The organism is Oceanicella sp. (assembly GCF_056449545.1).
Map to the genome: position 1 here is coordinate 1 of NZ_JBWOMN010000086.1, position 20,554 is coordinate 20,554.

General features: G+C 70.9%; 14 protein-coding genes. 4 read left to right on the forward strand and 10 right to left on the reverse strand.

What is annotated here, in order from left to right:
- The first annotated feature begins 425 nt into the window (after positions 1–425).
- Both clpS and clpA read left to right on the forward strand, forming a co-directional pair.
- A complete protein-coding gene (gene clpS, locus AC1HC7_RS11845; protein WP_479497960.1) occupies positions 426–707 on the forward strand; it encodes an ATP-dependent Clp protease adapter ClpS in 282 nt (93 codons plus the stop codon).
- 166 nt (positions 708–873) lie between these two features.
- The gene (clpA, locus tag AC1HC7_RS11850) at positions 874–3,201 is read left to right on the forward strand and encodes an ATP-dependent Clp protease ATP-binding subunit ClpA (RefSeq protein ID WP_479499056.1); all 2,328 of its coding nucleotides are present in this window, start codon (positions 874–876) and stop codon (positions 3,199–3,201) included.
- A 288-nt stretch (positions 3,202–3,489) separates the two neighbouring features.
- Here clpA and AC1HC7_RS11855 read toward each other — a convergent pair whose 3' ends face one another.
- The 5 genes from AC1HC7_RS11855 to efp all read right to left on the reverse strand — a co-directional run bounded on the left by AC1HC7_RS11855 (position 3,490) and on the right by efp (position 9,274).
- Positions 3,490–6,075, reverse strand: a complete 2,586-nt coding sequence (locus AC1HC7_RS11855) for a peptidoglycan -binding protein (protein WP_479497923.1) — start codon at positions 6,073–6,075, stop codon at positions 3,490–3,492.
- A gap of 1 nt (position 6,076) precedes the next feature.
- Positions 6,077–7,291, reverse strand: a complete 1,215-nt coding sequence (locus AC1HC7_RS11860) for a biopolymer transporter ExbB (RefSeq protein ID WP_479497922.1) — start codon at positions 7,289–7,291, stop codon at positions 6,077–6,079.
- 245 nt (positions 7,292–7,536) lie between these two features.
- Entirely contained in the window at positions 7,537–8,331 is a 795-nt protein-coding gene (locus AC1HC7_RS11865) for an inositol monophosphatase family protein (protein ID WP_479497921.1), read from the reverse strand.
- Between the two features lie 67 nt (positions 8,332–8,398).
- Positions 8,399–8,710, reverse strand: coding sequence for a cupin domain-containing protein (locus AC1HC7_RS11870; protein ID WP_479497920.1), 312 nt, complete (start codon positions 8,708–8,710; stop codon positions 8,399–8,401).
- A gap of 3 nt (positions 8,711–8,713) precedes the next feature.
- Entirely contained in the window at positions 8,714–9,274 is a 561-nt protein-coding gene (gene efp / locus AC1HC7_RS11875; RefSeq protein ID WP_479497919.1) for an elongation factor P, read from the reverse strand.
- A 398-nt stretch (positions 9,275–9,672) separates the two neighbouring features.
- On the opposite strand from efp, the gene AC1HC7_RS11880 reads away from it, so the two are divergent.
- Together AC1HC7_RS11880 and AC1HC7_RS11885 are read left to right on the forward strand one after the other, a co-directional pair.
- Complete coding sequence (locus AC1HC7_RS11880) at positions 9,673–10,104, forward strand: hypothetical protein (RefSeq protein ID WP_479497918.1); 432 nt, start codon at positions 9,673–9,675, stop codon at positions 10,102–10,104.
- A complete protein-coding gene (locus AC1HC7_RS11885; protein ID WP_479499046.1) occupies positions 10,101–10,988 on the forward strand; it encodes a WecB/TagA/CpsF family glycosyltransferase in 888 nt (295 codons plus the stop codon). Before AC1HC7_RS11880 ends, AC1HC7_RS11885 begins: the two co-directional genes overlap by 4 nt.
- Before the next feature lie 71 nt (positions 10,989–11,059).
- Here the strand turns inward: AC1HC7_RS11885 and AC1HC7_RS11890 are convergent, their stop codons facing one another.
- The 5 genes from AC1HC7_RS11890 to AC1HC7_RS11910 form a co-directional block, all read right to left on the reverse strand.
- The gene (locus tag AC1HC7_RS11890; RefSeq protein ID WP_479497916.1) at positions 11,060–12,358 is read right to left on the reverse strand and encodes an O-antigen ligase family protein; all 1,299 of its coding nucleotides are present in this window, start codon (positions 12,356–12,358) and stop codon (positions 11,060–11,062) included.
- Positions 12,342–14,351: an LbetaH domain-containing protein gene (locus AC1HC7_RS11895; protein WP_479499047.1), complete on the reverse strand. Its 2,010-nt coding sequence runs from the start codon at positions 14,349–14,351 to the stop codon at positions 12,342–12,344. The genes AC1HC7_RS11890 and AC1HC7_RS11895 overlap by 17 nt, the downstream gene beginning before the upstream one ends.
- A complete protein-coding gene (locus AC1HC7_RS11900; RefSeq protein ID WP_479497914.1) occupies positions 14,348–15,346 on the reverse strand; it encodes a sulfotransferase family protein in 999 nt (332 codons plus the stop codon). Before AC1HC7_RS11900 ends, AC1HC7_RS11895 begins: the two co-directional genes overlap by 4 nt.
- Complete coding sequence (locus AC1HC7_RS11905; RefSeq protein ID WP_479497913.1) at positions 15,315–17,294, reverse strand: polysaccharide biosynthesis tyrosine autokinase; 1,980 nt, start codon at positions 17,292–17,294, stop codon at positions 15,315–15,317. Before AC1HC7_RS11905 ends, AC1HC7_RS11900 begins: the two co-directional genes overlap by 32 nt.
- A 107-nt stretch (positions 17,295–17,401) precedes the next feature.
- Positions 17,402–20,446, reverse strand: a complete 3,045-nt coding sequence (locus tag AC1HC7_RS11910; protein ID WP_479497912.1) for a LamG-like jellyroll fold domain-containing protein — start codon at positions 20,444–20,446, stop codon at positions 17,402–17,404.
- Between the last annotated feature and the right edge of the window lie 108 nt (positions 20,447–20,554).

The window sequence follows — 20,554 nt, forward strand, 5'->3', positions numbered from 1 at the left end:
GCGGCGGCGGTTGGGTCCCCGCGGGGCCGCCCGGCCTCCGCGGCCGGGCGGGGGCCGGCCCCCGCGCCCGCCCATGGCGGGTCGGGCGCGCGGCCCGGTCGCCTCATGCGGCGAATTTCGACGAAAAGGGGGCTTGGGCCCCCTTTTCTCGTGGCCCGCCTGCCATATAATGTGACGGGCGCGGCGCGAACCGCCGGGCTTGTCGCGCGCCAGACCCCTTGCCGGCCATAAGGTTTCCCGATGCAGGCCAACGAATTCCGGACGTTTTCATGATGTCTTCCGCTCCCGCCGGTCAAGTCGAGGCGCGCGCCGGGTCTGGCGCGAGGGTCGTCGCGGCCGGGATCCGCGGCGCGGGCAAGGATGACGGGCGCGACGATCCGAGGAAGCCCGGCGACGAGCGCTTCGGCGACGGCCCGGACGCCGATCTGGCGGTGGCGGTCAAGCCGCGCACGAAGCGCCCCTCGCTCTACAAGGTGCTGCTGCTGAATGACGATTACACCCCCATGGAATTCGTGGTGCTGGTGCTTGAGCGGTTCTTCGCCATCCGCCATGAACACGCGGTGGAGATCATGCTGACCGTGCACCGCAAGGGCGTGGCCGTGGTCGGAGTGTTTTCCTACGAGATCGCCGAAACCAAGGTCACCCAGGTGATGGAATTCGCCCGCCAGCACCAGCATCCGCTGCAATGCACCATGGAAAAAGAGTGAGCGCGTCAAAAAGCGCGATTTGGCGAAAATTTCATGCATCTTCGCCGCCCGCCCTTGACCACCTGCTTACAAAACCGAAGTCTAATGCGAAGACCAGCCGGCCAGAGCCATGGGCCGGGCGACTCCTGCGCCATCTGGCGCGGGACCAGGCGGAAAGGTGAAACGAATGCCCTCGTTCTCGAAAACCCTTGAGGAAGCCATTCATTTCGCGCTCAGCCTCGCGAATGAACGCAAACATGAACTGGCGACGCTGGAACATCTGCTGCTGGCGCTGATCGACGAACCCGACGCGGCGCAGGTGATGAAGGCCTGCGGGGTCGATCTGGACGCCCTGCGCCAGTCGCTGACCCGCTTCGTCGACAGCGAACTTGAAGCGCTGGTCTCCGATGTCGACGGCTCCGAAGCCGCGCCGACCACCGGCTTCCAGCGGGTGATCCAGCGCGCCGCCATCCATGTGCAAAGCTCCGGGCGCACCGAGGTCACCGGGGCCAACGTGCTGGTGGCGATCTTCGCCGAACGCGAAAGCCACGCGGCGTTCTTCCTGCAGGAACAGGACATGACCCGCTACGACGCGGTCAACTACCTGTCCCACGGCGTCGCCAAGAACCCGGCTTTCGGCGAATCGCGCCGGGTGCGCGGGGTCGAGGACGAGGAGACCCATGACGGGCCCGGCGCCGGGCGCGGCGAAGAAAAGGAAGAAACCGCGCTGCAGAAATACTGCGTCGACCTCAACGCCAAGGCGCGCAGGGGCGACGTGGACCCGCTGATCGGGCGCGAATCCGAGGTCGAGCGCTGCATCCAGGTGCTGTGCCGGCGGCGCAAGAACAACCCGCTGCTGGTGGGCGATCCCGGCGTCGGCAAGACCGCCATCGCCGAAGGCCTGGCGCGCAAGATCGTCGATGAGGAAACCCCGAAGGTGCTGGCCAATTCCACCATCTTCTCGCTCGATCTGGGCGCGCTGCTCGCCGGCACCCGCTATCGCGGCGATTTCGAAGAACGGCTTAAGGCGGTGATCAAGGAACTGGAGGCGCATCCCGACGCCATCCTGTTCATCGACGAGATCCACACGGTGATCGGCGCCGGGGCGACCTCGGGCGGGGCCATGGACGCCTCCAACCTGCTGAAGCCGGCGCTGCAATCGGGCAGCCTGCGCTGCATGGGCTCCACCACCTACAAGGAATTCCGCCAGCATTTCGAAAAGGATCGCGCGCTCAGCCGGCGGTTCCAGAAAATCGACGTGAACGAACCCTCGGTGGATGACGCGATCAAGATCCTGCGCGGGCTGAAGCCGTATTTCGAGAAGCACCACGCCATCCGCTACACCAGCGAGGCGATCAAGATCGCGGTGGAACTCGCCGCCCGCTACATCAACGACCGCAAGCTGCCCGACAGCGCCATCGACGTGATCGACGAGGCCGGCGCGGCGCAGCACCTGCTGACCGAGGCCAAGCGGCGCAAGACCATCACCCCGCGGGAAATCGAGGACGTGGTCGCCAAGATCGCCCGCATCCCGCCGAAAACCGTGTCCAAGGACGATGCCGAGACCCTGCGCGACCTCGAGGCCAGCCTCAAGCGCCTGGTGTTCGGCCAGGACAAGGCCATCGAGGCCCTGTCCTCGGCCATCAAGCTCAGCCGCGCCGGGCTGCGCGAACCGGAAAAGCCCATCGGCAACTACCTGTTCGCCGGGCCCACCGGGGTCGGCAAGACCGAGGTCGCCAAACAGCTGGCCATGACCCTCGGGGTCGAGCTGATCCGCTTTGACATGTCCGAATACATGGAAAAGCACTCGGTCTCGCGGCTGATCGGCGCGCCGCCGGGCTATGTGGGCTTCGATCAGGGCGGGCTGCTCACCGACGGCGTCGACCAGCACCCCCATTGCGTGCTGCTGCTCGACGAGATCGAAAAGGCCCACCCGGACGTGTTCAACATCCTGCTGCAGGTGATGGATCACGGCAAGCTGACCGATCACAACGGCAAATCGGTGGATTTCCGCAACGTGGTGCTGATCATGACCTCCAACGCCGGCGCCGCGGAACTGGCCAAGACCGCCATCGGTTTCGGGCGCGACCGGCGCGAGGGCGAGGATTCGATCGCCATCGAACGCACCTTCAGCCCGGAATTCCGCAACCGGCTCGACGCGGTGATCAGCTTCTCGGCGCTGCCCCAGTCGGTGATCCTGCAGGTGGTGGAAAAATTCGTGCTGCAACTCGAGGCGCAGCTGCTGGATCGCGGCGTCTCCATCGAACTGGGCGACGACGCCGCCGAATGGCTGGCCAAGCGCGGCTATGACGATCGCATGGGCGCCCGCCCGCTGGCCCGGGTGATTCAGGAACACATCAAGAAGCCGCTGGCCGAGGAACTGCTGTTCGGTCGATTGACCAAGGGCGGGCTGGTGAAGGTGGGGGTGAAGGACGGCAAGATCGATCTGGAGATCACGCCGCCGGAAAAGAAAAAGCTCACCGACGGCAAACCGCCGCTGCTGACCGCCGAATAGCGGCGCTGCGAAACCCGGGCCTGACCGGGGCTGACCGGGGTTGACCGGGGTTGGCTTGGCCTGATCGGGGCTGGGCTGACCAGGGCCGGTTCGGCCTGACCGGGGCGCGCGCGCGGCTGGGCTCCCGTTTTTTTCGCGTCGGGCCACCCCCCGGTCATGAGCGCCTGAACACCCCGCCGAATCGCAACATCCGGTATGGACGAAGGCGTCGGGTCGGCGTCAGCCGTTCAGCGAAAAGCGCGCGCGCGTCCGGCGCCGATCACCGCCCGGGCGCCAACGGCAAGGCAATCAGCGTTCGGTCAGTTTCAGCTCGATGCGGCGGTTGCGAGCGCGGGCCTCGGGGCTGTCGCCGGGATCGATGGGCTGGAATTCGCCAAAGCCGTTGGCCGCCAGTCGGTTGGGCGGGAACCCCTCGACCTCGGACAGGTAGCGCACCACCGAAAGCGCCCGCGCCTGACTGAGCTCCCAATTGTCGCGATAGCGCCCGCCGGTGATCGGCACGTTGTCGGTGTGCCCGTCGACGCGCAGGATCCAGGGCAGCTCCTCGGGCAGTTCCGCGCGCACCGAATCAAACAGCCGTGCGAATTCGCCCAGACGCTCCTCGCCGTCATGACCCAGCTGCGCCGAGCCGACGCCGAACAGCACTTCGGACTGGAACACGAAGCGGTCGCCGACCACCCTCACGCCCTCCACATCCGCCAATGCCGATTTGATGCGCCCGAAGAAATCCGACCGGTACTGCGCCAGGGTCTTGTTTTCATCCGCGAGCCGGCGCGCCTCCTCGGCCAGACGTTCCTGTTCGCGCCGCTTCAGCGACACTTCGCGCGCCAATGCGGCGTTCAGCCGGGCGCCGAGATTGGAGATCTGCACCTTGGTCTCCACGTCCTTGGCCTCGGATCCGGCGAGCAGGTCCTGCAGATTGGCCAACTGGCGGCGCAATTCGTTGGTCTGGGCGTTCAGCAGCGCCACCCGGCGCGATTCCGCGGCGGAGACGGATTTTTCGTCGTTCAGCGCCTGCTGCGCCGCGGCCAGCAGCGCCTCGCGATCGCTCAGCCTGGCGGCCTTGTCCTTCAGATCCTCGCTGACAGTGGCGAGATCATCCTCGGCGGCGCGCCGCGCGGCCTCGGCCGCGGCCATCAGCGTCAGGGTTTCTTCCGCCTTGCGGCGCTGCTCCTCCAGCGCCAGGGACATCGCCGTCAATTCGTCATCGGCGTTCTCCAGCCGCTTGCGCAGGGCGGCGGCGGCGGCGGCCTCCAGCGCGCGCTGCATCTCCTCGGCGTCGAGCCTTTCCTGCAGCGCGGCGAGGATGCGCTCCTTTTCCTCGGTCGTGACCCGCAGGCGCAGGATTTCCTCCTGCTGCCCGGCGCGCGCGGCCTCGGCGGCGGCCAGCGCATCGGCCTTCGCGGCCGCCTCCGCCGCCAGCTTCTCGCGTTCGGCGGCGATCGCGTCGCGGTCCTTCACGGCGGCCGCGGCGGCGGCCTGCGCGGCCTGCGCCTCGCCCAGCAGGCGGGCGATCTTCGCCGCGTCGCCCTGGGCCGATTCCTTCAGCGCCGCCAGCGCCGCGTCGCGCTCCTGCGCCACCGCCTCAAGCTGTTCGATGGTCACGGCCTGGTCGTCGGCCTTGCTGCGCAGGGCCGCAAGCTGCTCGTCGCGATCACGCGCCGCCTGCGCCGCCGCCTCGGCCTCGCCGAGCAGTTTCGCGATCCGGTCATCGCCCCTGGCGGCCTTTTCCTGGGCGGCGCGGGCCTCGTCCAGCAGCCGGGAGATTTCCGCCGCGTCGCCCTTGGCCGCCGCCTTCAGCGCCGCCAGCGCCGCGTCGCGTTCCCGCGCCACGGCCAGCAGATCGTCGATGGTGGCGGATTGGTCGCGGGTCTGGCTGCGCAGCGCCGCCAACTGCTGATCGCGCGCCGCCACGGCCGCCTGCGCGGCGCGGGCCTCGTCCAGCAGCCGGGCGATCTCGGCGTCGTCGCCCTTGGCCGCCGCCTTCAGCGCCGCCAGCGCCGCGTCGCGTTCGCGCGCCAGATTGCGCAGGTCGTCGATGGTGACGGATTGCGCCTGGATCTGGCTGCGCAGGTCGACGAATTGCGCGTCGCGCGCGGCGGCGGCGGCGCGCATCTGGCTCAGCGCCGCATCGCGTTCGCGCGCCGCGCCCAGCAATTCGGCGATCGAGGCGTCCTTCCTGTCGCCGTCGCTGCGCAGATCGGCCACCAGCGCCTCCAGCGCCTGGCGCTTGGCGCCAAGCAGGCGGGCCTGTTCGGCCTGGGCGTCGATTTCATCGCGCAGGCTGGCGAGCGTCAGCTGCAGGGCTTCCTTTTCGGTGATCTCGCGTTCGTTGGCGGCCTGCAAATCGGCGATCGAGGCGCGGGCGGCGTTCAGATCCGCCTCCGAGGCGTCGGCGCGCGCGGTCTCGGCCTCCGCCGCCTGGCGCTGGGTTTCCAGATCGGCGCTCAGACGGGTGATGCGGCGGCGCGCCGCGCCCATGTCGGCGAGCAGCCCGGCCACCTGCTGCTCGAAGCTCGCATTGCGCGCCGCCGCCGCGTCGCGCTCGTCGGTGAGGCTGGCGATCAGCGCCGACATGCGCGATTCCTCGGCGCGGCTGTCGTCGAGATTGGCGCGCAGCTTGCCCACCTGATCGGTGAGCGCCTCGGTGCGGCGTTCCTCCAGCGACAGCACCGAGGCGAGGTTGGCGAGGTCGCGGGTGAGGCTGTCCAGTTCCTCGTCCTGTCCGGTGATGGTGTCGCGCAGCACGAACTGGATGATCATGAAGATCGACAGCACGAAGATCAGCACCAGCAGCAGCGCGGTCATCGCATCGACGAAACCGGGCCAGATATTCGCCTCGAAACGGGCGCCGCTGCGGCGGTGAAGCGCCATGTCAGCGCCCGTCCGGCTCGCCGGTGATGGCGCGCGTCAGCCGGGCGAGGTCCATGCGGATCTCCGCCGTCGAATCCTGCCGCCCGGCCGAGATTTCCTCAAGAATGCGCAGCAATTGCATGTCGATGTTGCGCAGGCGCAGGCGTGATTCCGCATCCGCCTCGACGCCGCCGCCCTCCGCGTCCTCGCCGCCGCGTTCAAGCAGCGTGGCGATGCGCTCCTGCGCCGCGGCGATGCGGTCAAGCCGCGCGGCGTTCTCGGACTCCTCGGTGGAATGGCGCGCCACCGCGGCCAGCGCGTCGTGATCCTCGCCCAGCCGCTGCGCCAGCTGGCGCACGCTGTCGGCGAGGGTGATCAGCCGCGCGTCGGTTTCCTCGCTGCGCTCTTCGGATTTGCGGAACAGGTCGGCCAGCGTCGTGACCTGTTCGGCGTTGCGCTCCAGCACCTCCAGCGCGAAGCCGCCGCCGCCGCCGCCGTCACCCTCCGAGGCGAAGCTGATGCGGGTGATCGAGCTCAGCCATTCCTCCAGTTCGCGATAGAAGCGGTTCTGCCCGTGCCCCGCGAACAGGTCCAGCAGCCCCACCACCAGCGACCCGGCCAGCCCCAGCAGCGACGACGCGAAGGCCGTGCCCATGCCGCCGAGCTGGTCGGTGAGCCCGCTCATCAGATTGTTGAACACCTCCATCGAGCCCTCGCCCTCCTTGGGCGCGAGCGAGGACATGATTTCGACGATCCCGGGCACCACGTTGGACAGCCCCCAGAAGGTGCCCAGCAGACCGATCAGGATCAGCAGATTGGTGATGTAGCGGGTGATGTCGCGCATCTCGTCCAGCCGCGTCGCCACGGTGTCGAGGATGGATCGCGTGGAGGTGGCGGTCAGCGAGGCCCGCGCCCGCTTGTCGCGCAGCAGCGAGGACAGCGACACCAGCAGGCGCGGCGGTTCGACGAATTCATGTCCCGGGCGGTCGATGGCGAAGCCCTCGAGCCAGCTCACCGCCGAAATCAGGATGGACACCTGCCAGAAACAGGCCAGCACCCCGATCACGAACACCCCGCCGATGAACCCGTTCAGATACGGGTTGGCGTTGAACACCGTCTGGATCGGACCATAGAGCAGGAACACGCCGGCGCCGACGAGAACCAGCACCAGTATCATCATGACGATCTGGCGGAACGGCTGTGAAAACTCGATCTGCCGGGCCTGCTCTATTTTCATTGCGGGTCCATCCTGCGCCTGAATTTACGGCTGTAGTTGAAGCGTTAGCAGAACCCGGCGCCGGCGCAAAGCGCCGGATTCGCGCAATGCGATCATTCCGGGGGCTCGTTGCCCCCGGGACTCGCCGCGCGCGGCGCGGGCGCGGCGTTCAGCGACCCGGCCCGGACCGCCCGCCGCCATGGCCCGTTGTCCCGCGCCCGTTCATCGCCGCGCTGTCAGGCCCCCGGCCCCGCAGCACCCCCGCCTCACCCCCGCAGCAACCCGGCGAACTGCGAAAACCCCTCGGCATTGCCCGCCAGCACCGACCCGGTCGCCAGCGGATCGGCGGTCTCGTCATCCACGTCCTGCACGAACCCCCCCGCCTCGCGCACCAGCACGATGCCCGCGGCGATGTCCCAGGCGTTGAGATCGCGTTCCCAGAACCCCTCGTAGCGCCCCGCCGCCACATAGGCGAGGTCGAGCGCCGCGGCCCCGAAGCGCCGCACCCCGGCGCAGCGCGGCATCAGACGCCCAAGCTCCTGCATGGTGCCGGGCAGATCGGCGGCGTTCTTGGCGAAGGGAATGCCGGTGGCGAACAGCATCTCGTCCATGTCGCGGCGCGCCGACACCCGGATGCGGCGATCGTTGAGCCAGGCGCCCGCGCCCTTCTCGGCCACGAAGATCTCGTCCTTCACAGGGTCGAGCACCACCCCGGCGATGATCTCGCCCTTGTGCTGCAGCGCAATGGAAATGCACCATTGCGGCAGCCCGTGCAGGAAATTGGTGGTGCCGTCGAGCGGGTCGACGATCCAGCGCCGCGTCGGGTCCTTGCCCTCGACCGCCTTGCTTTCCTCGGCCATCCAACCGTAATTCGGGCGCGCGGTCATCAGGTCCTCGCGGATCGTGGCCTCGGCCATCAGGTCGGCGCGGGACACGAAATCCCCCGGCCCCTTGCGACTGACCTGCAGGTTCTCGACCTCGCCGAAATCGCGCAGCAGCTTTCGCGAGGCCTTGCGCGCGGCCTTGATCATCACGTTCAGATTCGCCGATCCGACCGACATGGCATTTCCTTCCATTCGCCCGGGCCGGAGTCCGACCCGCGCCATCCGCGCCTGTTCTGCAGGGGAGTCAGCGCGCGGGCTGTTTCAGTTCCACTTCCACGAAGACCAGTTCGCCGGGCCCCGCATTGATCACGTCATGGGCGACGCCCGCTTGGCGAAAATAGCTCTGCCCGGCATGCATCACGACCCGCGTCACCGCGCCGGCCGCATCGGTCACGTCCACCGGCGCGCCGCCTTCGGGCGTGATCACCGGCGTGATCACGTAGTCGAAGTCATGCACGTGCCAGCCGGTGGCGGCCCCGGGCGCAAACCGCCATTCGGTGACCCGCACGCGGGCGTTGTCCACATGCATGGCGGCGACGGCCTTCGCGGCGCCCATGGCTCAGGCCCGCTCCAGATATTCAGCGGTCTCGGTCATCACCACCACCTTTTCGCCGGTCCCCACGAAGGGCGGCACCATGATGCGCACGCCGTTGTCGAGGATCGCCGGCTTGAAGGAATTGGCCGCGGTCTGGCCCTTGACCACCGGCTCGGTCTCCTCGACGGTGCAGGTGACTTTTTCCGGCAGGCGCACGCTCAGCGCCTCCGAATCGTAATACTCGATCACCGCGGTCATGCCGTCCTGCAGGAACGGGCGCCGCTCGCCCAGCAGATCGGCGGGCAGCTCCACCTGATCGAAGGTCTCGGAATCCATGAAGGTCAGCATGCCGTCGCTCTCGAACAGGAACTGCTGGTCCTTCTGCTCAAGCCGCACCCGCTCCACCTTGTCCGCCGAACGGAAGCGTTCGTTGAGCTTGGAGCCGTTGCGCAGGTTCTTCAGCTCCACCTGCGCGAAGGCGCCGCCCTTGCCCGGCTTCACATGACTGGTCTTCACCGCGACCCAGAGCCCGTTATTGTGCTCGATGATGTTGCCGGGGCGAATTTCGTTGCCGTTGATCTTCATGCGCTGACATTCCAGTAGCTTGAGGCGTCGGGGGCCGGCGGCGGCGCAGGCGGCCGCATCCAATGGCGCCTGCGCCCGTCGATCGCCGGAGCAAAGTCATCGCGCGGTATAGACCCCGCCCGCGTCAGGGGCAAGCGCCCGGGATCGGGCGGGGCCTCGGGGTCGGCGCCGGGCGGGAAATCGGCCGGGAAATCGGGTTGGGTTTCGCGTGGGGTTTCGGGCGCCGCCGCCCACCCCGCGCCGGCCGCGGCGCGCCTCATGTCAACGCTTTGGTAATCTTGTTTAACACATTGTAAATATTGACTATAATTCAATTCAGAGTTGACCGAACCGCGCCAGTCTGCAATTCTGAGCATGGGTAAAGCGAACAGGGTGCGGGGCCGCGTAACGAGGTTCCCATGCGTTTGTCTGTGACTGCGATCGCCATGTTCTCCGCCTTTGCCGCAGTGTGGGCGCAGGCCTCCGGGCCGTCCACGAAATCCAGCGGCGTCTCCTATCAGCCCGACGGTCTGGCCGAGCGCATGCGCGCCGGGCTGCTGGCGCGGCTCGACGCCGATTCAGCGATCGGCGCAGGGGCGCGCGACCTGCACGACCTGGTGCTGGGCGCGCCGGTCGACGCCGGGCTGTGGAGCTTTCGCGCCCGCGCCCCGCGCACCGGCGACGGCTACGCGTCGCAATCCGCCACCGGGGTCATCCTGTCCGATCCGGTCTATGGCCGCGCGGCGGCGCTGTGCGACATCGACCTGCAGCGCGCCGCCTGCTGGCGCGTGACCATGCTGGAGATCGACGGGCGACCGGTCTCCGGCGCGACCGGGACCGCTGACCGATGAGCGACATGACCGCGGGCTTCGCCGCCGCCTATGCAAGCGACTATGACGGCGATCGCGACGGCGGCGGCGCGGCGGGCGCGCGCATCGCGTTTCCGGGGCGGGCCGCCGACATCCCCCTGCAGCGCCTGATCGCGCGCATCCCGTCGATGGACGACGCCCGCCTGCGCGGGCTCGCCGCGCGGTTTGAACGGCGCCGCGGCGGCCCATGGATCGGGGCCTTCGTGAACGCCCACGCGCTCAATCTCTGCGCCGCCGATCCGCGCGCGCTCGGCGCTTTCGACGGCGCCGATCTGCTGCTGCGCGACGGGGTCGGCATGGCGCTGATGATGCGCATGCTGGGCCAGGATCCCGGGCTGAACGCCAACGGCACCGACCTCATCCCCTATCTGGCGACGCGGCCCGGCCTGCGGGTGGCGCTCTACGGCGCCCGCCCCGGCGTCGCCGAGGCCGCCGCCGAGACCCTGCGCCAGCGCGGCGCCAACGTGGTCGCGGCCCGCCACGGCTACCACCCCGCCGCGCGCTACGCCGAATGGCTGGCGGCGGACGCGCCGGATCTGCTGATCCTCGGCATGGGCGCCCCGCGACAGGAACAGCTGGCGCAGAGCCTGCGCGACGCGTCGACGCGGCCCGTGGGCATCCTCTGCGGCGGGGCGATCCTTGATTTTCTCGCCGGGCGGGTGCGCCGGGCGCCGGCGTGGATGCGGCGCAGCGGGCTGGAATGGGCGCATCGCCTGGCGCTGGAGCCGCGCCGCCTGGCGCGCCGCTACCTGATCGGCAACCCGGTGTTCATGCTGCGCGCGGCGCGGCTGGCGATCGCGGCGCGCCGCGAGACCCGCCGCAACGGCGACATCCGCAGCGCCGCGCGCGAAACCGCCGAGGGCTGAGCCCGCGCCGCGGCGCCGGGCTCGGCCCCAGGCGCCGCGGCGATCGCCGGGCATCGATCATGCAAGCCGGATCAGACCGGCGCGACCCCGCCCCGCAGGCCGGGCGCGCGCCGCATGGCGACCCAGCCCGGGATGGCCAGCGCCATCCCGGCCATGATTCCGTGGTAATTCATCTGTGTCAGCTGATTGGATTCAAACAGCGACCAGACCAGATGCGCCGCCGCCAGCGCCGCGCAGCCCGCCAGCGCCGGATCGCCGCCGGGGCGCAGCGCCGCCCAGCCGGCCTTCACGATTCCCGCCCAGTGCAGCGCCCAGAGCCCCGCGCCGACGACGCCGCCGGTCAGCAGCGCGGTCAGCCAGCCGTTATGGGCGCCCCGCGCGTTCCAACCCAGCGCCTCGCGCACCTGCGCCGCCTCGGGGCGCGACCAGAATCCGAAAAACCCGTGCCCGGCGATCGGGCGCGCCTCCACATGCGGCCAGAGCAGCGCCCATAGCTCCGTGCGCCCGTTCAGCGTCGCGTCCTCGCCCAGCGCGTCCAGCGTCGCGGGCAGCGTCGCGCCCAGCGCCGCCAGCCCGGCCAGCGCCGCGAACCCCGCCGCCGCCGCGCCGTAGCGGGCGCCGCGCAGCCCCGTGAACATGCCGGCGAACCCGGCGCCGAGCGCCACCTGGAACAAGGCCACCGAAGATCGCGCCGCAATCAGCCCCAAAAGCAGCGCCCCGGTCCCGAGCAACAGCCGCCGCCGTCCCGTCGGCGGCGCCGTCAGGGTCTCGAACAGCATGGCGACGAAGCTGTAGGAGAGCAGCGTCGCCAGGTGGTTCTTTTCGATGTAGACGCCGCGAAACGCCCCGGCATTGACGTATTGCCCGAAGGCGAATCGCGGCGCGACCAGCGCCATGACCAGCGACATCGCCAGCGCGACCAACCCGGCGCGCCCGACGATCCGCAGCACGCCCAGCGGCCCCAGCCTTTGCGCCAGCGCGCCGCCGAACACCAGAATCAACGCGAATTGGGCCAGCCCCAGCGCGGCGTCGAGCGGCGACGGGCTCCACAGGCAGGAGGCGGCGAACCAGATCGCCGCCAGCGGCAGCGCCGCATGGGGCGCCAGCGCCGCGCGCGCCGCGCCGCGCCATCGCCAAAGCAGCAGCGTCATCGCCGCGTAGATCCCGGCCCAGACCAGTTTGCGCGCGGCGTTGACCTGCGAGAAATCCGTGTTCCATTCCGACCAGCCGCGCAGCAGCGTCGGATACAGCGGCCCGGTGGCCATCAGCAGCAGCAGCGCCAGCGCCCAGACCGGCGGCCCCGAATCGGTCGCAACGCCCCACCCGCCGCCAATCCGGCGCCGGGCGGGAAAATCAGCCCCCGGTCGCAAGGCGCCGGCCTTCCGTCGACCCGCCCGGCGCGGACCCGGCCGTTTCGGGCGCCTCCGTCACGGGCCCGGCGATCGCGGGCCTGACCTCCGGCGCGGGCGGCCCCGCCCGCCGGCTCAGCAGCACGGCGCGATCGGCGGCCAGCGCCTCGTCGCGGGCCTGCGTCCCGGCCAGTTGGCGGGCGACGCGCGCCGGGGCGCCCACCAGCACGCTGCCCGGCGCCGCGGGCTCGAGCAGCATCGAATGCGGCGCCAGCACCGAGCCCCGCCCCATGCGCGCCCAGACGAAGGCGAAGGGGCCGATGAAACAATCATCCTCGACGATTCCGGTGCTCAAGGCTTCCTGCGGGCGCTCGGGCGCGGCGCGGTAGCCGACGCAGGCGCCGTGCGCCATGGTGACGTTGGCGCCGATGCGCGCGCAGGGCAGGATGACGATGCCGAAACCGTGCAGGATGCGGCAGCCGGGGCCGATCTCGGCCTGCCAGGCGATCTCGGCGCCGATGGACAGGCAGGTCCAGCGGTGATAGATCACCGCGAAGGGCAGCAGCAGTTTCGTCAACCGCCGTCGCGACAGGCGCACCGCGCGATACAGCCGGTAGGAACACAGCACCCGGAATGTCTTGTGCGCCAGCGCGTCTCGCAGCATCCGCCCCGCGCCGGCGCGGCGCTGGGCCATGCGGAAATGGTCGGCGCGCAGCGCGGCGCGCAAGCCGGACAGGCCCTTGGGGCCCCGCGGCGCGCTGTCGGGCGCAAGATCGCGGCGCGACGTTGGCGCGGCCAGGCGCATCAGCCCGAGCCGCAGCCCGGTGGCGCACAGCGTCGCCCCCGCCGCCCCCGCCGCGCCGAAAGCCGGGATCAGCGCCAGACCGGCGAGCATCGCGGCGGCGGCGCTCAGGCTCTGGGCGCGGATCTCGGCTTTCGCGGCGCCGGCGCCGATCAGCGCCAGCCCCAGCGGCGCCTCGATCGCCATGACCACGGCCGCCGTCAGCAGCAGCGCCAGCGGCGCCAGCCCCTGCGCCAGTTCAGGCGCGAACAGCCGCGCGCCCCCCGCCCAGCCGATCAGCAGCAGCGCCGAGACCGCCAGCGACGCGCCCCCCGCCGCGCGCTGCGCCCAGGCGATGATGGCGCGCGCCTCGCGCCGGTCGTCGCGCCCGAGCGCCACGTTCAACCCCGGTCCGACGACGCCGTTGACGCCCACCGAACAGATCCGCACCGCCTGCGCGGCGGTCAGCGCCAGCCCGTAGATCCCCAGCGCCTCGCCCGAGGCCCAGAGCGGCAGCAGCAGAAACGGTCCCTGCAACACCCAGCCGCGCGCGATCAGCGACAGGGTCAGGGGCGCCGCCTCGCCCAGCCAGACCAGCGGCGCGGGAAATCGCGGCCGCGCCATGGCGCGAAACAGCGCGATCGCCTGCCAGAGCGCCACGCCGGTCCCGCTTGCCACGAACAGCCAGGCGGCGCCGCGCGCAGTGATCCCGAGGCCAAGGCCAGGCTGCGCCGCCAGCGCCGCGGCGGCCAGCGTCGCGGCGGCGCCGGTTGGCAGATAGGCCAGCATGGGGCGTTCCAGCGCCCGCGCCGCCTGCGCCCCGAGAAACAGCGCCCCGTAGGCGGGCAGCCCGGCCAGCATCAACGCCGCCTCGCCGCCGCCCGGCCACAACGCCGCGCCCAGCGCCAGCGCGCCGCCGATCAGCACGGCGGCGGCGTAGCCCATGGCCAGATGCCCGGCGGCGGCGGCTTCGCGCCCCTCGGCGCGCAGCTGCGGCGCCCGGCGCATCACCGAGATCGAAAACCCCAGCGAGACCGTTGGCGCCAGCAGCAGCAGCAGGCTGCGGCCATGGGCGAACAGCCCGAACTGGTCCAGCGGCAGCAACGCCGCGAACGCCGCCATGGCGGCCAGCGCCGCGCCGCGCCCGAAGCCGGCGAGCAGCACGCTTTCCAGCGCCCGGCGGGCGCGCGACAGCCCCCCCGGCGCCGGCGGATCGAGGCTGGCGGCCGTCACGGCGCCGCCAGACGGCGGATGCGGCCGCGCATGTCGCGCGAACGCAGGGATTCGCCCAGGTAATAGCCGCCGGCGCGCAGGGTGCAGCGCAGCAGATCCAGGCCGCCGAGTCGTTCGGGCGCCGGAGGCGCGTAGCCCAGCCGCGCCGGCGCGTCGCCAAGCCCCATGCGCGCGGCCCAGAGTTCGGCGCGGCTCAGCCCCGGCGCGGGGTCGGAGCCGTTGGCCGGCAAGCTTGCGGGATCCAGCGGGGCGATCGGCGCGCCGAGGAACCCGGCGAGCCGGGCCAGGGTCTCGGCCGGGGCGCCCAGCAGGTCCTCGAAGCGCAGCAGATGGGTCTGGCCCGGACGGATCGCCGCCAGCCGCGCGTGGCTGTTCAACGCCGCCGCCCAGGCCCGGCCCTGCAGCGCCGGATGGTACCGGGCGCGTTCGCGGCCCCAATAGCCGGGCAGCGCCTTGTAGGAACGCAGCATGGCGTAGGGATCGCGCATCACGAAAACGAAGCGGGCCCGGGGAAAGGCGGCGAGGATCTCGGGGATGCGCAGATGATCCTGCGGGGTGTTCCAGCCCCAGAGCGCGCGGCCCTCGCCGGCGATGCGCAGCATGTCGCCCCACAGCACGCCCCAGTCATCGCCATCGGCGCCCGCGGCGCGCGCCAGCGCGGCGGTGGGGGCGATGGCGGACCGGTGGATCGGCGCCGGGCCGGCGGGGACGCAGCGGGCGCGCAGCCGGTCCATGCAGGCGGCGCGGAACCGCGCCAGCGCGCGGGGCGACGCCGCGCGGTCGCCGCCGGCGACGCCCAGCGAGTCCGCCAGCTGCAGCACATAGGCGTCGTTGACCACGAACCCGTCGCCGCCGCGATTGAGCATCAGGGTCAGCAGGGTCGAGCCGCTGCGCGCCTGCCCCACCAGCACCACCGGAGCGGCCGGGTCGCGGCCCGCCCGCGGCGCGGGCGCGCGGCGCGGCTCAATCGGAGAAATATTCGCTGAAACGCCCATACCGGCCGCCTCCTCCGCCATAGTTGATCCGTGGGTCGGCGCGGCCCGAAACGCCGATCAGCGCCAGCCCGGCGACGCGCCCGCCGGTCTCGCCCAGCGCGCGCAGCGCCTGGCGCGCCTCCTCGCGGGTGGTTTCGCCCCAGCGCAGCGCCAGCACCGCCGCGTCGGCGCGCGCCGCGATCAGCCGCGCGTCGGCCACCGCCAACGCGGGGGGGGAATCGAGGATCACCGCGTCAAAGCGCGATGAAAGCCGCGCGATCAGCGCGGTGAATTCCGGCCCGGCCAGCAGGTCCGAACGCGAGGCCGGCGCCGGTTGCGCGGGCAGCACCGTGACGCCGGTGGCGGCGTCGTGGAACAGCGCCGTCTCGAAAGGGGTCTCGCCGGCGAGCACCGCGATCAGGTCTTCCTCCCCCGACAGCCCGTAGCGCCTGGCCTGCGCCGGGTTGCGGATGTCGCAATCCACCAGCGCCACGCGCCGCCCCATGCGCGCGCAGCTTTCCGCCAGCAGCGCCGCAAGCGTGGATTTGCCCTCGCCCGGGCCCGGAGAAATCACCGCGATCACCCGCGCCGCGCCCTGTTCGCCCGCCAGCCCCGACAGCAGCGCCGAACGCAGATCTCGCACCGCCTCGCCCAGGCGCGACCCGGGGCGGCGGCGCACGTCGCGCACCGGGTCGGGGCGCCAGCCGCGCGCCAGCGGCAGGGCGGCGAGCACCCGCAGCCCGGTATCCGCCTCCGCCGCCTCGGGCGCATGCCAGACGCCGCCCAGCGATTCGCGCAGGAACGCCGCGGCGGCGCCCAGCGCCAGCCCGCCCATCAGCGCAAAACCCAGAATCAGCCGCACATTGGGAAAGGCCGGGTTGAGCGGCGGCGCGGCGGCGGCGATCAGCCGCGCATCGGGGCGCTGCAGCCCGGCCTGGGCGTCGGTTTCCTTCAGCCGGGCGAGAAACGCGTCATGCAGCTGGCGGATGGCCTCGGCCTCGCGTTCCAGCTGGCGCAGTTCGATATCCGATTCCGACTGCGCCGCCGCCAACCTGCGCAGATCCGCCAGCGAGGCCTGAAGCGCCGCGCGCCGGGCGTGGTCGTCGGGGCCGAGCGCCTCCAGCGCCGCGGCGAGATCGGCCATGCGCAGGCGGGTTGTTTCCGGCCCGCCGGCCAGATCGGCGGCGCTGCGGGCGCGCTGGGCCTCGGCGGCGGTTTCGGCGGCGGCAAGGCGGGCGGAGATTTCGTCGAGCCGGCGCGTCAGCCAGTCCGAGGCGCGGCGCGTGGCGTCGAATTTCGCCTCCAGCTGATCGACGATGTATTGATCCGCGATGGCGTTGGCGATCAGCGCCGCCTTGTCGGGATCGGCGCTTTCCATGCGGATGGCGATCACCCGGCTCAGATCCTGCTGGGTGACGGTGAGGCGTTTTCGCAGGGCCGATATGGCTTCCAGCCGGGCGCGGCGCGCATCGCGCGCCGGGTCGCGGAACGCCGGCGGCGGGGCCCAGCCCAGCGTATCGGCCAGCCAGTCCTGCGCGGTCTGCTTCAGCGCCGCGAGCCGCCCCGGCGGGCCCTCGCGCGCCGCGACGCCGAATTCCGGGTCCTCGGTGAGACGCAGCTTGGCCACCACCCGGGCGATCAGCTGCTGGGACTGGATCAGGCGCAGCTCCGATTGCACCGCCTGGGCGTCGAGCGCGAGTCCGGGCATGACCTCGACCACCTCGACCACCCGCGGCGCGCGGGACTCGAGCAGCACCTCGGCGGTGGCGGCGTAGCGGGGTTCGAACCGGGTCAGCGTCAGCCCGGCGGCGGCCAGCGTCAGGGCCGCGACCGCCAGCGCCGTGCCCTTGCGCCGCCACAGCACGGCGGCGAGTTCGGCCAGCGCGATCGCGGGCGGCAGCGCCGGGGGCGGCGTGCGGGGCACGGGTTCGGCCGCGTCAAGGGCGTGGCGCTGAGGCAGGGCGGTCATGGTCCCTCCGGGACTGGTTGCCAACCTCAAATGGTTAACGCGCCCTTGGTTAAGAAAGCGTTATCGCCCCGGCGGCCCCGGCGCCGCATGCCGGGTCCCGCCAGCCCTCAGAACAGGAAAACGTCGCTCTGGACCTGGTCCAGCGACACTCCGGCGAGCAGCACCGCGCCCTGGGTCTCCACCGCCAGTTCCACGCCCTCGACGGTGGCGCGCAAGTCGAGATCGGCGAGCCCCGACACCGCCGGGTTGCCGGAAAAATCCAGCTTGTCTGCGGCGGCGTCGAAATCCTCGATGCGCACCGCGCCGAACGGGTCGGCGAAAGCGAAGACGTCATCGGCGGCGCTGGCCTGCAGCACGGATTCGGACAGCGCCGGAACCCCGAGCGCCGGGGCCGCGGCCTGCCCCGCCGCCAGGGCCGGATCGGCCCCCCCCAGCGCCGCGATCATGTCGGCGTCCAGCGCCTCGTCATACATCGTGAAGCCGTCCACCGCCCCGCCGAAGGCCTTGCCCTGCTGGCTGCCCAGATACAGCACCGCGTTGCCGCGCCCGGTCTGCACGCCGCCCAGCAACCCGCCGACCTGGCCGATCTCGGCCCCGTCCAGATACAGCACCGCCTCGCCGGTCGCGCCGGAAAAGGTCAGCGCCAGACGATGCCAGTCCAGATCATCGAGCCCGAGCCCGCCGACGCGGATCCGCTCGGCGCCCTCGGTGGTGTGGATGGTGGCGGCGAGGCCTTCGGCGGTGAGGCCGATGGCGAAGCTCCTGGTGTAGTAGATCAGCCAGCCGCCATCGGCCTCGTGGCCGGCGCTTTTCTGGAAATCCAGCATCAGCGTGTAGGCGTCGTTGCCGCGATAGTCGGCGTTGCGCCCCAGCGACACCGCGCCGCCGTTGAGCCGCACCGCGGTGTCGGAGATGTCGGCGGCGAGGCTGGGCACGCCCTCGGCCCCGTCGGCGGTCAGCGGCGGCAGGTCGGACATGTCGGCGAGCACCAGCGCGTCGGGCGCCGGAACCGGCGCGGGCGGATCGACCGGTTCGGGCGCCGGCGGGGTCTCGCCGTAGCGGCCTTCGGTGGCGGCGATCGCCGCGCCGGTCATGGCGCCCTTCAGATAGGCGACGTCGCGGATCAGCCCGCCGAAGCTGGCCTTGAAGGGGTTGCCGAGCGTGAAGGCGGCGGACCCGCTGCCGGTCTGCACGCCGCCGTCGAGCCCTGCGGCGGCGCCGATCTCCTCGCCGTCCAGATACAGCCGCGCCACGCCCTCGTCGCCCGAGAAGGTCAGCGCCACCTGGTGCCAGTCGCTGTCGTCGAGCCCCGCATTCAGGGCCTTGATGGTCCTGGCGCCGGCGCTGGTGACGATGGTGGCGACCAGCCCCTCGGGTTTCACCGTGACCGTGAAGCTGCCGGAATAGTAGATCAGCCCGCCGCCGTCCTGCTCGGCGCCCGGGTCCTTGCGGAATTCGGCCAGCAGGGTGAAGGCGGCGTTGCGGCGCAGCTCGGGGCCGTTGCCGAAGGCGACCTTGCCGCCATTGAGCCGCAGCGCCATGTCATCGCCGCCGCCGTAGCTTTCCAGCGCCGCGCCGCCCTGCAGCTTGACGCTGCGCGCCGCGTCGGACTGATCCGCGGCGCCGTCGTTGAAATCGGCGTGCAGCATCAGCGGGCTGCCGGCCTCGACGCTGCGCGTCAGGGTCACGCTGCGCCCGTCGGACAGGGTCACCGTCGCCACGGCGCGGTAGCTGCCGGCGGTGGCGTAGTCATGGCTGACATTCTGGCTGGCGCCGGCCTGCGTCCCGGCCCCGTCGCCGAAATCCCAGATCACGACGGCCCCGGTCAGGTCCAGCGCCGCGCCGTCGGCGTAGAGCCCGCCGATCGACAGGTTCTGCACGCCGCTGTCGACGCCTTCGCCGGTCTCGGCCATGAGATAGCCCTGCAGCGCCGTGGCGTCCGGGTTGAAGCGGGTCGCCTCGGCGCCGACGCCGAGCTGCTCGATCACCCCGCCGGGGATCCCGCGCAGCCCCGCCGCGCCGCTGTTGCCGCCGCCCAGCGCGTCCACGAACAGGTCGCCGTAGTAGTTGTCGAGCTGGGGCGACTGGCGCTGCACCTCCAGATTGCCGCTCACGGTCCAGGGCGCGGCGCCGTCTTCGGCCGCGCCGGCGATGCCGGCGGTGATGTTGTCGATGATCTCCACGTCCTGCGAGCCGCTGGAGACGCGGATCACCGGCGCGGATTTGGGCGAGCCGTCGGAGCTGTCGGCGTTGTGCAGCAGGGTGTTGTTGGCGATCCGCAGGCCGAGGGTCTCGCCGACCCTGATGCCGTGCGACTGGCCGTTGTGGATGACGTTGTTCTCGATCGTCACGTTGCGATAGAACATGGGCTCGCCGGCGTTGCGGCTGTCCACCTCCTCGTTGCGCATGAAGATCGACTGGGTGAACACCCCCTGGCCGCTGTCGAGATAGTTGCCGCGGATGACGATGTCCGTCGAAGGCGCGTCGGTGCCCGAGGTCCAGAACTGGATCATGTCGCGATGATCCTTGCTGCCCGGGGCGGCGCTGAAATCGTGAAAGCTGTTGTTCTCGATCAGCACGTCGCTCACCTGAGCGAAATCGAACCCGTCCGAACGGATCCGGTGCGCCTCGTTGCCTTTCAGGGTCAGGCCTTCGGAATCGTTGAAGATCGCGGCGCGCAGCCAATCGGTGAATTCGCTGTTCTCCACCGCGACGTTGCGCGAGTTGCGCACCTGCAGCCCGTAGCCGGTGCCGTAGCCGTCGCCCTGCCCGCCCGTGCCCTCGGCGAGGTCGCCGTCAAAGCGGCTGTCGCGGATGGCGATGTTGGCGGAATTGCGGATCACGAACGGCGTCTCGCGGCCCGGGGCGCCGGGGTCGGCGTCGTAGTCGAAGACCACGTTCTCGATGGTCAGGTTCTCGACCCCGCGCAGCTCCATGGCCGAGAACGAGGCCCGGTCCTGCGGATCGGCGGAGCGGATGGTGACCTCGGCGGGGAACCGGGCGAAGGCATGGGCCCGGTCATACAGCGTGAAACCGCCGTAATCGCCGCCGTCCAGCTCGATGACCTCGCCGCCCCTGGCCTCGGACAGCGCCTGCATCAGCGCCTCTTTCGTGGAAACGCTGATGATGTTCGCGTCGGACTGCTCGTTCATGTTTCACCCATTGCCGCCGGGATTTTCCGTGCGCTTTCTGGGATTGATAAAAGCAAGAGTGGGTTTTTGATCTGTGAATAGGGGTAGTTAAGAGAATTTTCTTGAATG

Bases quoted from the DNA above. Each gene is read 5' to 3' on its own strand.
- clpA (WP_479499056.1), top strand. From the start codon at position 874: ATGCCCTCGTTCTCGAAAACCCTTGAGGAAGCCATTCATTTCGCGCTC.
- AC1HC7_RS11855 (WP_479497923.1), bottom strand. From the start codon at position 6,075: ATGGCGCTTCACCGCCGCAGCGGCGCCCGTTTCGAGGCGAATATCTGG.
- AC1HC7_RS11860 (WP_479497922.1), bottom strand. From the start codon at position 7,291: ATGAAAATAGAGCAGGCCCGGCAGATCGAGTTTTCACAGCCGTTCCGC.
- AC1HC7_RS11865 (WP_479497921.1), bottom strand. From the start codon at position 8,331: ATGTCGGTCGGATCGGCGAATCTGAACGTGATGATCAAGGCCGCGCGC.
- AC1HC7_RS11870 (WP_479497920.1), bottom strand. From the start codon at position 8,710: ATGGGCGCCGCGAAGGCCGTCGCCGCCATGCATGTGGACAACGCCCGC.
- efp (WP_479497919.1), bottom strand. From the start codon at position 9,274: ATGAAGATCAACGGCAACGAAATTCGCCCCGGCAACATCATCGAGCAC.
- AC1HC7_RS11880 (WP_479497918.1), top strand. From the start codon at position 9,673: ATGCGTTTGTCTGTGACTGCGATCGCCATGTTCTCCGCCTTTGCCGCA.
- AC1HC7_RS11885 (WP_479499046.1), top strand. From the start codon at position 10,101: ATGAGCGACATGACCGCGGGCTTCGCCGCCGCCTATGCAAGCGACTAT.
- AC1HC7_RS11900 (WP_479497914.1), bottom strand. From the start codon at position 15,346: ATGGGCGTTTCAGCGAATATTTCTCCGATTGAGCCGCGCCGCGCGCCC.
- AC1HC7_RS11905 (WP_479497913.1), bottom strand. From the start codon at position 17,294: ATGACCGCCCTGCCTCAGCGCCACGCCCTTGACGCGGCCGAACCCGTG.
- AC1HC7_RS11910 (WP_479497912.1), bottom strand. From the start codon at position 20,446: ATGAACGAGCAGTCCGACGCGAACATCATCAGCGTTTCCACGAAAGAG.